The following is a 14123-nucleotide window of genomic DNA, read 5'->3' as shown; positions in this document are numbered from 1 at the left end:
ACAACCGAACTTCCATCCTTCCCGCACAGAAGGGTGGAGCGAGGCCCCGGCGCTCTCTGCCCTGACTGCGCCAGGCCTCATGGTCGGCCCTGACGGGCCGCGGGAACCGCACATCCCGCGTGCCACGGGCCGACGGCAGCTCCGGGCTGCGGTGCTGGGCGGGTTGAGGGTCCCGTCCCGGCGCCGCGGCCCGAAGTGGTGTCAGGGCCCTTTCCGGCCCGCCCTCCGGCTCAGCGCGTCTCGGTCACCTTCGCCAGCGCGCGCGGCGCATCGGGGTCCTGGCCGCGGGCGATGGTGATCTCGTAGGCCAGCATCTGCAGCGGGAGGATCTCCAGGATCGGCTGCACCTCCTCGGCCACGCCCTCGGTGGGGAGGACGAAGCCGGCGGAGGCGGCGTCGACCGACGCCTGGTTGCCGATGACCACCAGATCGGCCCCACGGCCGCGGAGCCGGTCCAGCACCGGCTGGAGCGCCTCGCCGCCCTTGCCCTCGGTGACGATCGCGATGACCGGGGAGACGTTGTCGACCATGGCCAGCGGGCCGTGCAGCAGGTCGGCGCCGGAGAAGGACAGAGCCGGGATGTAGCTGGTCTCCATCAGCTTCAGCGCGGCCTCCTTCGCGGTCGGGTAGCCGTAGCCGCGTGAGGTGAGCACCAGGCGCTCGGCGAAGCGGTAGCGCGCGGCGAGCGCCCTGACCTCGTCCTGGCGGGCGAGGATCTGCTCCGCGAGTTCCGGCAGGACCTTGGCGGCGTTGCCGTCGCCGCCCCGCAGCCCCTCGACGAACAGGTAGAGCGCGAGCAGCTCGGCGGTGTACGTCTTGGTCGCCGGCAGCGCCTTCTCCGGGCCGGCCAGGACGTCGATGTGGAACTCGGAGACCTCGGCCAGCGGCGAGTCGGCGTTGTTGGTGACCGCCAGGGTGATCGCGCCGGCCTCGCGGGCGGCCCGGGTCGAGGCCACCAGGTCCGGTGAGCCGCCGGACTGGCTGACCGTGACGACCAGGCAGTCCGTCAGGTCCGGGCGCGCGCCGTAGGCGGTGGTGGTCGACATCGACGTCAGCCCCGCGGGCTTGCCGAGGACCACCTCCACCAGGTACTTGGCGTACAGGGCCGCGTTGTCGGAGGTGCCGCGCGCGGTGAGCAGGACGAAGCGCGGTCCGCGCGCGGCGATCCGCTCGGCGGTCCGCCGGATCCGCGGGGCGCCCTCCTCGAGGATGCGGCGCAGCACCGCGGGCTGCTCGGCCATCTCGCCGGACATGATCCGGCCGGGCATCGGCTGCTGCTCGGCCGGCGACGGGGCGGACATTCTCGGGGCCTCCAGGTGGATCCGGAACGGATGTGCCGCGGCGGACCTCAGTCGCCGGCCTCCTTGCCCGCGATGACCTCCGCGGCCGCCCGCCCGCACACGCGGGCGGCGCCGTGGGTCGCGATGTGCAGCGCGCCGGACGGTGCCGCCTGGGGAACGCCCATCTCCACCACCACCGTGTCCGGACGGGCGGCGAGCAGCGCGCCCAGCGCCTCGGCCATCCAGGGGTGACGGTGCACGTCACGCACCACTGCGACGATCCTACGAGTCCCCGCCGACCGCAGCACATGTGCGGTCAGCGCGTCACCTTCGCGAAAGCTCCCGGTCACCGTGCCCGGGAAGATCCGGTCGAGCTCGGCGGCGACGCCCCACGGGGTCTCGTCGCCGACGGCGATGTTGGCGACCGGGGTGAACGCTGCGACGTACGGCGCCTCGGCGACCGGCAGGTACGCGTCGGTACGGGTCACGCGCAGGGCGCGGCGGGCCGCGACCAGGCCGATTGCGGGGTCCGGTGCCGCGCTCGCCGGAGCCGCGGAGCGCTCGGCGGCCCAGGCGGCCAGGCTCCGCACCCGTCCGGCGGCGTCGGCGAGCCGCTCCCGGGGCAGGTCGCCGTCGCGCACGGCGGCGACGATGGCGTCGCGCAGGGCGACCACCGTCTCCTCCTCGGCGAGGCCGCCGCCCACGCAGATGGCGTCGGCGCCGGCGGCGAGCGCCAGGACGGTGCCGCGCTCGATGCCGTACGCGTCGGCGATGGCGCGCATCTCGATGCCGTCGGTGACGATCAGGCCGTCGTAGCCCAGTTCGTCGCGGAGCAGTCCGGTGAGCACGGCGGGGCTGAGGGTGGCCGGGCGGTCCGGGTCGAGGGCGGGCACGAGGATGTGCGCGCTCATCACGGCCTTGCTGCCGGCGGCCAGGGCGGCCCGGAACGGGGCGAGTTCACGGGCGTGCAGGGTGTCCGGGTCGACGTCCACCCGGGGCAGGGCGTGGTGGGAGTCGACGGAGGTGTCGCCGTGACCGGGGAAGTGCTTGGTGCAGGCGGCGACCCCGGCGGACTGCAGGCCCTCGACGTACGCGGCGGTGTGCCGGGCGACGAGCAGTGGATCGGAGCCGAAGGAGCGCACGCCGATGACCGGGTTGCGGGGGTCGGAGTTGACGTCCGCGGACGGCGCCCAGTTGAGGTTGACCCCGCACTCGGCCAGCCGGCGGCCGAGTGCGGCGGCGACGTCGCGGGTCAGGGCGGTGTCGTCGACGGCGCCGAGGGCGAGGTTGCCGGGGAAGGAGGAACCGCTGCGGGCCTCCAGCCGGGTCACGTCACCGCCCTCCTCGTCGGCGGCGATCAGGACGTCCGGCCGTACCGCGCGCAGCTGCGCGGTGAGCGCGGCCAGTTGCCCGGGCGACTCGATGTTGCGGGCGAACAGGGCGACGGAGCCCAGTCCCTCGGCGAGCCTGCGCAGCAGCCACTCGGGTGCGGTGGTGCCGTGGAAGCCCGGCTGCAGGACGGTGAGGGCGTCGCGGACGAGGTCGCCCGGATCCGCGGTGCCGTCGTGGATCTGGCTCAAGGTCTCGGTCATCCCTTCACCGCCCCGGCGGTCAGTCCGGCGGCGACCCTGCGCTGCACGATCAGGAAGAAGATCACCACGGGCACGCCCATCATGGTCGAACCGGCCATCATCGGCGCGTAGTCCGTGCCCCGCGAGGTGACGAAGTTGCCGAGCCACACCGTCGCCGTCTGGTGCTCCTGGCTCATGATGAGCATCGCGTACAGGTACTCGTTCCACGCCTGGATCAGCGCGTAGATGGAGGTGGCGACGAGGCCCGGGGCGAGCAGCGGCAGGATGATCCGGAAGAACGCGCCCATGCGCGTGCAGCCGTCGACCATCGCCGACTCCTCCAGCTCCTTGGGGATGTTGACGATGAATCCGCGCAGCGTCCACACCGTGAAGGGGAGCACGAAGGTCAGGTACGTGATGACGAGCCCGGAGAGCTTGTCGATCTGGTCGATCTGGTTGAGCAGCAGGAAGACCGGGATGATCATCGCCACCAGCGGCACCATCTGCACGGCGAGGATGGCGACGATCACCGCCTTGCGTCCGCGGAAGACGAAGCGGGAGATGGCCAGCGCCGCCAGCAGCCCGATGACCAGGCCGAGGCCGACGGTGGAGCCGGCGACGATCAGGCTGCGGCCGACCGATCCCCAGAAGTCGCCGACGTCGAGGGCGTCGGAGAAGTTCTGGAAGGACAGGCTGGTCGGGAAGAGCTTGGGGTCGGGGTCGATGGCGTCCTTGGCAGGCTTGAACGCCGTGTTGAGCATCCAGTAGACCGGGAAGCCGGAGACCACCACGACCAGCAGGCCGAGCAGGTTGTAGACCGTCCGCCCCTTGCGCCGGGGCCGCCGGGCGGCGCGCGCCGCCGGAGCGGCGGCCGGCACCCTCTCGGCGGGAGCCGTGTCGAGCATGGCCGTCACTCCACCTCTCCGATCTTCAGCATCTGGCGCATGTAGACGGCCATCACCCCGAGGAGGAGCAGCACGGTGATGACGGCGATGGCCGCGCCCGCGTCGTAGTCGTTGGCGACGAAGGCCTGGTCGTAGGAGTAGGTGGTGAGGACCTGGTACGCGGGCTCGGGGTGGCCGTCGCGCATGAGGAAGACCTGCGGGAAGACGCCCATGTCCCAGATGACCGACAGCGTCGTCAGCATGACGATGATCGGCTTGAGCACCGGCAGGGTGACGTGCCGGAAGACCTTGACCGGCCCGGCGCCGTCCATGCGGGCGGCCTCCTCCAGTTCCTTGGGCACCTGGGTGAGGCCGGCGTGCAGGGTGATGGCGACGAAGGGGATGGCGCCCCACACCACCATGAGGGTGATGACCAGGAAGCCCTGCTTGGTGTCGGTGAACCAGTTGTGGCCGCTGAGGTCCACCCCGGGCAGCCGGCTGAGCAGCCAGTTGAGGACGCCGTAGTCGCTGTCGAACATCCACTTGAAGATGGTGATGGCGACGACCACGGGCATCGCCCAGCTCGCCACCAGCACGATGTTGATCAGCGCCTTGACCCAGGGCGAGACCCGCTGCATCAGCAGCGCCACCCCCATGCCGACGACGAGCGTGAGCAGAACCGCCGCGAGGGTGAAGAGCAGCGTGCGCAGGACGACGCCCCAGAAGACCGAGTCCCCCAGAACGTGGGTGTAGTTGGCGACTCCCTGCCAGTCGCCGGGCAGCCCCTGCCAGAGCTCGGCCTGCCCGTACTGCTTGAACGAGAGGGTGACCAGCCGGACCAGCGGATAGCCGAGGACCAGCAGCAGGACGCCGATGGTCGGCGCGAGCAGCGTCCACGGGAGCGCGGCTCCGCCGAAGCGGCGTGGCCTGCGGCCCGGTCCCGCCGGCCGCGGGCGCGGCACCTTGTCCAACGGTGTGTCAACGGCACTCATCATGTGCTCCTCGGCTACTCCAGTCCCTGGCGTCGCGCCGGGGCCGGCCGCCCTGGGGCGGCCGGCCGGCGTCGATCACTGTGTTGCCCGTGTGCCGGTCAGCCGGCGTTGATCACCGCGTTGATCTGCTCGTCCGCGGACTTGGTCGCGTCCTCGATGGACGCCTTGCCGACCGCGATGTCGTTGAGCATGTTCTGCAGGATCTGCTTCTTCTCGACCTGCAGCCAGCCCGGGGCGGTCGGGACGAACCAGGTGTTCTCGTTGGCCCGGGCGGAGGCCGCCGTCGCCGGGTCGTCCTTCAGCGGGGCGAGCAGCGACTTGGCGTTGGGCAGGTTGCCCTTGGAGATGAGGACCTTCTGGGCGGCGCTGTTCGTGAAGCCGTTGATCCAGTCGGCGGCGAGGTCCTGCGCGGCGGACTTGGCCGGGATGACCAGGTCGGAGCCGCCGATGAAGTTCGGCAGCAGTTCGCCGTTGGGGCCGGGCAGCGCGAAGGTCTCCAGGTTGTCCTTCAGCTTGCCGGTCTTGTCGGTCTTCGGGTCGGCGGCGGCGCCGCCCTCCCAGCTGGCGCCGTAGATGAGCGCGGACTTGCCCTGGCCGTAGACGATGTAACGGTCGGACTCGTCCTTGTTCTTGTCGCCGTGGAAGTACGCGTCGAGGACGCCCTTCCAGGTCTTCAGGCCCTCGATGGACTTGGGGTCGGAGAGGGTGGCGGTCCACTTGCCGCCGTCCTCCTTGGCGACGTCGCCGCCCGCGTCCTTGACGAAGGCCAGCGCGGTGTACCAGTCGCGGCTGGGCTGGTACCAGGCGGAGAACTTGTCGCCGTTCTTCTTCTGGATCTTGTCGAGCGCGTCGGTCAGCTCGGCCCAGGTGGTGGGGGCCTTGGTGACGCCGGCCGCCTTGGCGACGTCCTTGCGCCAGGTGCCGACACGCGCACCGGCGTAGTAAGGCACGCCGTAGGTCTTGCCGTTGTACGTCACGGAGCCCTCGAGGGCGTCCAGCCAGTCGCCGGAGTTCTCGAACTTGCTCTTGTCGACGGGCGCGAACGCGCCCTTGACCAGGTAGCCGAGGGTCTCGGTGTTGCCCATCTCGACCACGTCCGGCACCTTCTTGGTGGCGAGGACGGCGTCGAGCTTCTGGTTCTTGGCGGTCCACTCGTAGTACTCGTGGTGGATCTTCACGCCCTTGTGCTCGGCCGTGAAGGCGTCGTCCGCCTGCTTGACCAGCTCGGGCCAGTTCTTCTGTGCGTCGACCGTCAGCCAGACGGTGATCTCCTTCGGCGCCGAGGCCTTGTCGGAGCCCTTGTCGTCCGAACCGCAGGCCGCAACGCCGGCGACCATGACGGCGACACCGATCGCCGCGATCAGCTTGCGCTTCACAACACCCTCCCCAGGGCAGTGAGTACCAAGTGGTGTAGACCAGTGCCCGAAGCTTGGCCTAGACCTTTAGGGGTGTCAAGGGTGTATAAGAGCACCGGACGCGTCCGTTACCGGACCGACATCTGGGCTCGTAACGCGATATGAGCCCGGCCCGTGCCACGATGTGAGCCGCGAATGACGGAGGAGCCGGTGACGGCAGCACGACAGCACTCGGGAGCAGAGGCGATGGAGACGGACGGCGAGGCCGGCACAGCGGTGACGGAGACCGCGGAGGCGCCCGGGACCGTGGCCGGACGGACCGCGCGGGTGCCCAAGTACTACGGTCTGAAGCGCCATCTGCTCGAACTGACCCAGACGATGCCCCCCGGCTCCCCGGTGCCCCCCGAGCGCACCCTGGCCGCCGAGTTCGACACCTCGCGCACCACCGTGCGGCAGGCGCTGCAGGAACTGGTGGTCGAGGGCCGCCTGGAGCGCATCCAGGGCAAGGGCACCTTCGTCGCCAAGCCCAAGGTCTCCCAGGCGCTGCAACTGACCTCGTACACCGAGGACATGCGGGCCCAGGGCCTGGAGCCGACCTCACAGCTGCTCGACATCGGCTACATCACCGCCGACGACCGGCTGGCCGAACTGCTGGACATGAAGGCCGGCGGCCGCGTGCTGCGCATCGAGCGCCTGCGCCTGGCGAACGGCGAGCCGATGGCCATCGAGACCACCCACCTGTCGGCCAAGCGCTTCCCCGCGCTGCGCCGCAGCCTGGCGAAGTACACCTCGCTCTACACCGCCCTCGCCGAGGTCTACGACGTCCGGCTCGCCGAGGCGGAGGAGACCATCGAGACCTCGCTCGCCACCCCGCGCGAGGCGGGCCTGCTGGGCACGGACGTCGGGCTGCCGATGCTCCTGCTGTCCCGGCACTCGATCGACACCGGCGGCGAGCCCGTGGAGTGGGTGCGCTCGGTCTACCGCGGCGACCGCTACAAGTTCGTGGCCCGCCTGCAACGACCCTGACTCCCGCGCGGTTCCCGGGTCTTGTAGATCGTTCCCATACCGCAATGCGGGCAGGTAGTGACGCGCCTCCCGTCCTGACTCTAGATTGCCTGCGCATTACACAGGAGTAAGAGATCAGGACGGAGCCGTAGCAATGTCCGAACCATCCGGAACCTCCGGGCGGCCACCGGTGGTCACCACCACCCGCGTGATCGCCGGTGTCTGCCTCGTCATCCCCTTCGTCGCCATGCTCTGGGTCGGCTCGTACGCGAAGCTGACGCCGGAGTTCATCGGCATCCCGTTCTTCTACTGGTACCAGATGCTGTGGGTGTTCCTGTCCTCCGGACTGACGTACGCCGCGTACGTGCTGGTCCGTCGTGAGGAGCGGGCACGGAAGGAGGCCACGAAGTGAAGGACGGGGTCAACGGCGTCGCGCTCGGCGTCTTCATCTTCTTCTTCCTGGTCGTGACGGTCCTGGGTTTCCTGGCCGCACGCTGGCGCAGGGCGGAGAACGCGCTGCACCTGGACGAGTGGGGCCTGGGCGGCCGCAGCTTCGGCGGCTGGATCACCTGGTTCCTGCTCGGCGGTGACCTGTACACGGCCTACACCTTCGTGGCGGTGCCGGCGGCGGTCTACGCGGCGGGTGCGTCCGGCTTCTTCGCCGTGCCGTACACGATCCTGGTGTACCCGCTGATCTTCACCTTCCTGCCGCGGCTGTGGTCGGTGTCGCACAAGCACGGCTACGTCACCACCTCCGACTTCGTGCGCGGGCGGTTCGGTTCCAAGGGCCTGTCGCTGGCGGTGGCGGTCACCGGCATCCTGGCCACGATGCCCTACATCGCGCTGCAGCTGGTGGGCATCCAGGTCGTGCTGGACGTGATGGGCGTGGGCGGCGGCGAGTCGTCCAACTGGTTCGTCAAGGACCTGCCGCTGCTGATCGCCTTCGGTGTCCTGGCGGCCTACACCTACTCCTCCGGCCTGCGGGCGCCGGCGCTGATCGCGTTCGTGAAGGACACGCTGATCTACATCGTCATCGCGGTGGCGATCATCTACATCCCGATCAAGCTGGGCGGCTTCGACGACATCTTCGCCAAGGCCGGCGACGCCTACTCCCAGGTCAACCCCGCCACGGGCAAGCCGCGCGGATCTTTGGCGCCGGGCGACACCGCCCAGTGGGCGTACGGCACGCTGGCGCTGGGGTCGGCGCTCGCGCTGTTCATGTACCCGCACTCCATCACCGCCGTGCTCTCCAGCCGCAGCCGTGACGTCATCCGCCGCAACACCACCGTGCTGCCGCTGTACTCGCTGATGCTGGGCCTGCTGGCGATGCTCGGCTTCATGGCGCTGGCCAGCGGTGTCGGGGCCGGGGTCAAGGGCTACAACGGCCAGCTGGCGATCCCGCAGCTGTTCGAGAACATGTTCCCGTCCTGGTTCGCGGGCGTGGCCTTCGCCGCGATCGGCATCGGCGCGCTGGTGCCGGCGGCGATCATGTCGATCGCCGCGGCCAACCTGTTCACCCGCAACATCTACAAGGACTTCCTCAAGCCGGACGCCACCCCCGCGCAGGAGACCCAGGTCTCCAAGGTGGTCTCGCTGCTGGTCAAGGTCGGCGCCCTGGTCTTCGTCCTCACCATGGACAAGACGGTCGCGATCAACTTCCAGCTGCTGGGCGGCATCTGGATCCTGCAGACCTTCCCGGCCCTGGTCGGCGGCCTGTTCACCCGGTGGTTCCACCGCTGGGCGCTGCTGGCGGGCTGGGCCGTCGGCATGGTCTACGGCACCTGGGTGGCGTACGGCGTCGCGAGCCCGGCCCAGAAGCACTTCGGCGGCTCCTCCGACACCATCCCGGTCATCGGGCAGATCGGCTACATCGGCCTGACCGCCTTCGTGCTCAACCTGGTGGTCACCGTCGTCCTCACCTTCGTCCTGCGGGCCCTGAAGGCCCCCGAGGGCGTGGACGAGACCAGCAAGAGCGACTTCACCGCCGACGCCGGCGACCCCGGCGTGCAGAAGGACCTGCCGGTGGGCGCCGGTCACTGACCGCCGCTCCGGCCACGATCACGGGCCGCCGCCCCGTCCCAGGGCGGCGGCCCGTCGTCATGCCGTACGGGCCGGCTCCGGGCAGCGGAAGGTGCGGCGGTACGCCTGCGGGGTGGTGCCCACCCAGCGGGCGAAGTGGTGCCGCAGGGTCGCCGCGTTGCCGAAGCCGGCGCGCGCGGCGACGGCGTCCACCGTCTCGTCGGTGCCCTCCAGCAGCTCCCGTGCCAGCAGCACCCGCTGGCCCAGCAGCCAGCGGTACGGCGTCGTGCCGGTCTCCTGCTGGAAGCGGCGCGCGAAGGTGCGCGGCGACATGTGCGCCCGGGCGGCCAGCTCGTCGACGGTGACCTCGCGGTCCAGGTGGCGCTCCATCCACGCCAGGACCTCGCCCACGGTGTCGCAGCGCGTGCGCGGCAGCGGGCGGTCGACGTACTGCGCCTGGCCGCCCTCGCGGTGCGGGGGTACCACCATGCGCCGGGCGATGGCGTTGGCCACGTCGCTGCCCTGCTCCTTGCGGACCAGGTGCAGGCAGGCGTCGATCCCGGCGGCGGTGCCGGCCGAGGTGATCACCGGGTCCTCGTCCACGTACAGCACGTCGGGCTCGACCCGCACCCGGGGGTGACGCCGCGCCAGTTCCTCCGCGTGCCGCCAGTGGGCGGCGCAGCGACGGCCGTCCAGCAGGCCGGCGGCGGCCAGCACGAAGACCCCCGAGCAGACGCTGAGCACCCGCGCCCCGCGCCCGACGGCGCGGTTCAGCGCCTCCAGCAGCTCCGGCGGGTACTCCCGGCGCACGTAGGAGTCCCCGGCGGGCACCGCGACCAGGTCGGCCTCCTCCAGCCGTTCCAGCCCGTGCCGGGTGCCGATGGTGAACCCGGCGGACGAGGTCAGCGTCGGGCCCTCCGCGGACGCCACGGCGAAGTCGTACGCCGGCAGGCCGTCGTCCGACCTGTCGATTCCGAACACCTCGCAGACCACCCCCAGTTCGAAGGGATGGACACCGTCGAGCAGGACCACGGCCACGTTCTGCAGCATGTGTCCAGGATGGCAGAGGGCTCGCGCGGGCGTGGCAGGATTTCGAGGTAGCACGTCGGTCCTGCCACTCCCGGCGGGGTCGCGCGAGGAGCACAGTCGAAGGCATGGAAACCTTCCTCGCCACCGTCACCGCACTGGTCTTCTTCCTGGCCCTGGCGCTCGCCGCCCTGACCGGGCACGTCCACGACTCCCGCGACGGCCATGACTGGCACCGGTGAGTCCGTCACTGTGTAACCGCACCGACACAACATCTGGTGGTGTCACGGGCGGGCGCCACTAGATGTATGCTCAACTCCGCTGTCGCCGCAGGGGAAGCCGGTGGGAATCCGGGACTGCCCCGCAACGGTGTGCGGGCGCCTGAAGGCGTGCCCGCGAGTCCGAGTACCTGCCGACGGCACCGTCCGGCGCGCCGCCCGGACGGTGAAGTGTCCGGGCCTCGCGGGTTGGGCCGGCGGACGCGCCGCGGCATGCCCTGGCCTGCCCCGCGTGCGCCCCGTCGCTCCTCCGCGTCGCCGCCGTACGAGGGAGAGAGCACACGTGACCATCGCGCCCGCCGCACCCGCCACCGCATCGGAACCTGCCTCAACCGGAGCCGATCTGCTGCGCGTCCTGACGGAACTGACCGCAGACCTCCCCGACACCGACCCCGGCCGGGTCGCCGCCGCCGCGCTGCGCGGCCGCAGCGCCACGGCGGACGAGGCGGAACTGCGGGCGCTGGCCACCGAGGCCGCCGCCGGGCTGATCGCGGAGGACCCGCAGTACTCGCGGCTCGCCGCCCGCCTGCTCGCCCTCGCCGTCGCCGACGAGGCCGCGGGCGAGGGCGCCGTGTCGTTCTCCACGTCCATCGCGGTGGGCCACCGCGAGGGCCTGATCGCCGACGGCACCGCCGCCTTCGTCGCCGAGCACGCCGCGCGGCTTGACGCCCTGGTCGACGGCGCGCTCGCCGACGGCGCGGACGACCGCTTCGGCTACTTCGGCCTGCGCACCCTGCACAGCCGCTACCTGCTGCGCCACCCGATCACCCGCCAGGTCATCGAGACCCCGCAGCACTTCATGCTCCGCGTCGCCTGCGGCCTGGCCGAGGACCGCACCGGCCGCTCGGTGGACGAGGTCGCCGCGCTCTACGGCCTGATGAGCCGGCTGGACTACCTGCCCAGCTCCCCCACGCTCTTCAACTCCGGTACCCGGCACCCGCAGATGTCCTCGTGCTACCTGCTGGACTCCCCGCTGGACGAGCTGGACTCCATCTACGGCCGCTACCACCAGGTCGCCCGGCTGTCGAAGCACGCCGGCGGCATCGGCCTGTCGTACTCCCGCATCCGCTCCCGCGGTTCCCTGATCCGCGGCACCAACGGCCACTCCAACGGCATCGTCCCGTTCCTGCGCACCCTCGACGCCTCCGTCGCCGCCGTGAACCAGGGCGGCCGCCGCAAGGGCGCGGCCTGCGTCTACCTGGAGACCTGGCACGCGGACATCGAGGAGTTCCTGGAGCTGCGCGACAACACCGGTGAGGAGGCGCGCCGCACCCACAACCTCAACCTGGCGCACTGGATCCCGGACGAGTTCATGCGCCGCGTCGACACCGACGGCACCTGGTCGCTGTTCTCCCCCGCCGACGTGCCCGAGCTGGTCGACCTGTGGGGCGAGGAGTTCGACGCCGCCTACCGCAAGGCCGAGGCCGCGGGCCTGGCCCGCAGGACCCTCCCCGCGCGCGAGCTGTACGGTCGCATGATGCGCACCCTCGCGCAGACCGGCAACGGCTGGATGACCTTCAAGGACGCGTCCAACCGCACCGCCAACCAGACCGCCGAGCCCGGCCGCGTGATCCACTCCTCCAACCTCTGCACGGAGATCCTGGAGGTCACCGACGACGGCGAGACCGCGGTCTGCAACCTCGGCTCGGTCAACCTCGGCGCCTTCGTGGGCAAGGACGGCGGCGCCGGGGAGGAGGTCATCGACTGGGAGCGGCTGGACGCCACCGTCCGCACCGCCGTGACCTTCCTCGACCGCGTGGTGGACATCAACTTCTACCCGACCCGCGAGGCCGCCTCCTCCAACGAGCGCTGGCGCCCGGTGGGCCTGGGCGCGATGGGCCTGCAGGACGTGTTCTTCAAGCTGCGGCTGCCCTTCGACTCAGCCGAGGCCAAGGCCCTGTCCACGAAGATCGCCGAGCGCATCATGCTCGCCGCGTACGAGGCCTCCTGCGACCTGGCCGAGCGCCACGGCCCGCACCCGGCCTGGTCGCAGACCCGCGCCGCCCGCGGCGTGCTCCACCCGGACCACTACGACACCGAGGAGAACTGGCCCGAGCGCTGGGCGGCGCTGCGCGCCCGCGTCGCCGCCACCGGCATGCGCAACTCGCTGCTGCTGGCCATCGCCCCGACCGCCACGATCGCCTCGATCGCGGGCGTGTACGAGTGCATCGAGCCGCAGGTCTCCAACCTCTTCAAGCGCGAGACGCTCAGCGGTGAGTTCCTGCAGGTCAACTCCTACCTGGTGGACGACCTGAAGAAGCTCGGCGTCTGGGACGCGCAGACCCGCGACGCCCTGCGCGAGTCCAACGGCTCCGTCGAGGGCTTCAACTGGATCCCCGCGGACGTCCGCGAGCTGTACCGCACCGCCTGGGAACTCCCGCAGCGCGCCCTGATCGACATGGCCGCGGCCCGTACGCCGTACCTCGACCAGAGCCAGTCGCTCAACCTCTTCATGGCCGCACCCACCATCGGCAAGCTCAGCTCGATGTACGCGTACGCCTGGAAGCAGGGCCTGAAGACGACGTACTACCTGCGCTCCCGCCCGGCCACCCGCATCGCCCAGTCCGCCCGCGCGGCCGCCCCCATCCCGCTCCAGCAGACGACGCCCGACGCCGACGCGATCGCCTGCTCCCTTGAGAACCCCGAGTCCTGCGAGGCCTGCCAGTAATGAGCTCCACCAAGAGACTGCTCGACCCGGGCTTCGAGCTGACCCTGCGTCCGATGCGCTACCCGGACTTCTACGAGCGCTACCGCGACGCCATCAAGAACACCTGGACCGTGGAGGAGGTCGACCTCCACTCCGACGTCGCCGACCTCGCCAAGCTCTCCCCCGGCGAACAGCACATGATCGGCCGGCTGGTGGCCTTCTTCGCCACCGGCGACTCGATCGTGGCGAACAACCTCGTGCTGACCCTGTACAAGCACATCAACTCCCCCGAGGCGCGGTTGTACCTGTCGCGGCAGCTCTTCGAGGAGGCCGTGCACGTCCAGTTCTACCTGACGCTGCTCGACACCTACCTGCCCGATCCCGAGGAGCGCACGGCCGCGTTCGCGGCCGTGGAGAACATCCCCTCCATCCGCGAGAAGGCGCAGTTCTGCTTCCGCTGGATGGACTCGGTGGAGTCCATCGACCGCCTGGAGACCAAGGAGGACCGCCGCCGCTTCCTCCTCAACCTGATCTGCTTCGCGGCCTGCATCGAGGGCCTGTTCTTCTACGGCGCCTTCGCCTACGTCTACTGGTTCCGCTCGCGCGGCCTGCTGCACGGGCTGGCCACCGGCACCAACTGGGTGTTCCGCGACGAGTCGATGCACATGGACTTCGCCTTCCACGTGGTCGACACCGTCCGCGCGGAGGAGCCCGAGCTCTTCGACGAGGAGATGGGCAAGCAGGTCACCGCGATGCTGGAGGAGGCCGTCGAGGCGGAACTCCAGTTCGCCCGCGACCTGTGCGGCGACGGCCTGCCCGGCATGAACACCGACTCCATGCGCGCGTACCTGCAGTGCGTCGCCGACCAGCGCCTGGTCCGCCTCGGCCTGCCGGCCCGCTACGGCTCGGAGAACCCCTTCTCCTTCATGGAGCTGCAGAACGTCCAGGAGCTGACCAACTTCTTCGAGCGCCGCGCCTCCGCGTACCAGGTGGCGGTCGAGGGCTCGGTCTCCTTCGACGACGACTTCTGACCGACTGAACGGTTGGGGCCCGGCCTGATCGGCCG

At 70.6% G+C, this 14123-nt stretch carries 11 protein-coding genes and 1 riboswitch; of the genes, 5 read left to right on the top strand and 6 right to left on the bottom strand.

Features of this window, described 5'->3' with window-relative positions:
* Positions 1-230: 230 nt before the first annotated feature.
* From AC1VWI_RS28630 to AC1VWI_RS28610, 5 genes are all read right to left on the bottom strand, one after another.
* Complete coding sequence (locus AC1VWI_RS28630) at positions 231-1301, bottom strand: SIS domain-containing protein (RefSeq protein ID WP_499513876.1); 1071 nt, start codon at positions 1299-1301, stop codon at positions 231-233.
* A gap of 47 nt (positions 1302-1348) precedes the next feature.
* Positions 1349-2872: a glycoside hydrolase family 3 protein gene (locus AC1VWI_RS28625; RefSeq protein WP_499513875.1), complete on the bottom strand. Its 1524-nt coding sequence runs from the start codon at positions 2870-2872 to the stop codon at positions 1349-1351.
* Positions 2869-3756, bottom strand: a complete 888-nt coding sequence (locus AC1VWI_RS28620; RefSeq protein ID WP_499513874.1) for a carbohydrate ABC transporter permease — start codon at positions 3754-3756, stop codon at positions 2869-2871. The genes AC1VWI_RS28625 and AC1VWI_RS28620 overlap by 4 nt, the downstream gene beginning before the upstream one ends.
* Before the next feature lie 5 nt (positions 3757-3761).
* On the bottom strand, positions 3762-4727 hold the full coding sequence (locus AC1VWI_RS28615; RefSeq protein ID WP_499513873.1) for a carbohydrate ABC transporter permease: 966 nt from the start codon (positions 4725-4727) through the stop codon (positions 3762-3764).
* A 98-nt stretch (positions 4728-4825) separates the two neighbouring features.
* Entirely contained in the window at positions 4826-6103 is a 1278-nt protein-coding gene (locus AC1VWI_RS28610; protein WP_499513872.1) for an extracellular solute-binding protein, read from the bottom strand.
* Between the two features lie 225 nt (positions 6104-6328).
* Here AC1VWI_RS28610 and AC1VWI_RS28605 point away from each other — a divergent pair, with 225 nt between their 5' ends.
* From AC1VWI_RS28605 to mctP, 3 genes are all read left to right on the top strand, one after another.
* Positions 6329-7108: a GntR family transcriptional regulator gene (locus AC1VWI_RS28605; protein WP_499516940.1), complete on the top strand. Its 780-nt coding sequence runs from the start codon at positions 6329-6331 to the stop codon at positions 7106-7108.
* A gap of 133 nt (positions 7109-7241) precedes the next feature.
* Positions 7242-7499 (top strand): DUF3311 domain-containing protein, encoded by a 258-nt coding sequence (locus AC1VWI_RS28600; protein WP_499513871.1) that lies wholly within the window; start codon positions 7242-7244, stop codon positions 7497-7499.
* Positions 7496-9127 (top strand): monocarboxylate uptake permease MctP, encoded by a 1632-nt coding sequence (gene mctP / locus AC1VWI_RS28595; RefSeq protein WP_499513870.1) that lies wholly within the window; start codon positions 7496-7498, stop codon positions 9125-9127. Before AC1VWI_RS28600 ends, mctP begins: the two co-directional genes overlap by 4 nt.
* A 57-nt stretch (positions 9128-9184) precedes the next feature.
* Here mctP and AC1VWI_RS28590 read toward each other — a convergent pair whose 3' ends face one another.
* Positions 9185-10156: a GlxA family transcriptional regulator gene (locus tag AC1VWI_RS28590; RefSeq protein ID WP_499513869.1), complete on the bottom strand. Its 972-nt coding sequence runs from the start codon at positions 10154-10156 to the stop codon at positions 9185-9187.
* A gap of 247 nt (positions 10157-10403) precedes the next feature.
* Positions 10404-10563, top strand: a riboswitch (cobalamin riboswitch).
* Positions 10564-10693: 130 nt separating this feature from the next.
* Here AC1VWI_RS28590 and AC1VWI_RS28585 point away from each other — a divergent pair.
* Together AC1VWI_RS28585 and AC1VWI_RS28580 are read left to right on the top strand one after the other, a co-directional pair.
* On the top strand, positions 10694-13078 hold the full coding sequence (locus AC1VWI_RS28585) for a ribonucleoside-diphosphate reductase subunit alpha (protein WP_499513868.1): 2385 nt from the start codon (positions 10694-10696) through the stop codon (positions 13076-13078).
* The gene (locus AC1VWI_RS28580; RefSeq protein WP_499513867.1) at positions 13078-14088 is read left to right on the top strand and encodes a ribonucleotide-diphosphate reductase subunit beta; all 1011 of its coding nucleotides are present in this window, start codon (positions 13078-13080) and stop codon (positions 14086-14088) included. The genes AC1VWI_RS28585 and AC1VWI_RS28580 overlap by 1 nt, the downstream gene beginning before the upstream one ends.
* Positions 14089-14123 lie beyond the last annotated feature (35 nt).

Source organism: Streptomyces sp. TOM-9 (genome assembly GCF_056858595.1).
Note: the sequence above shows the minus strand (reverse complement) of the source record. Positions and strands in the feature narration are given on the sequence as shown.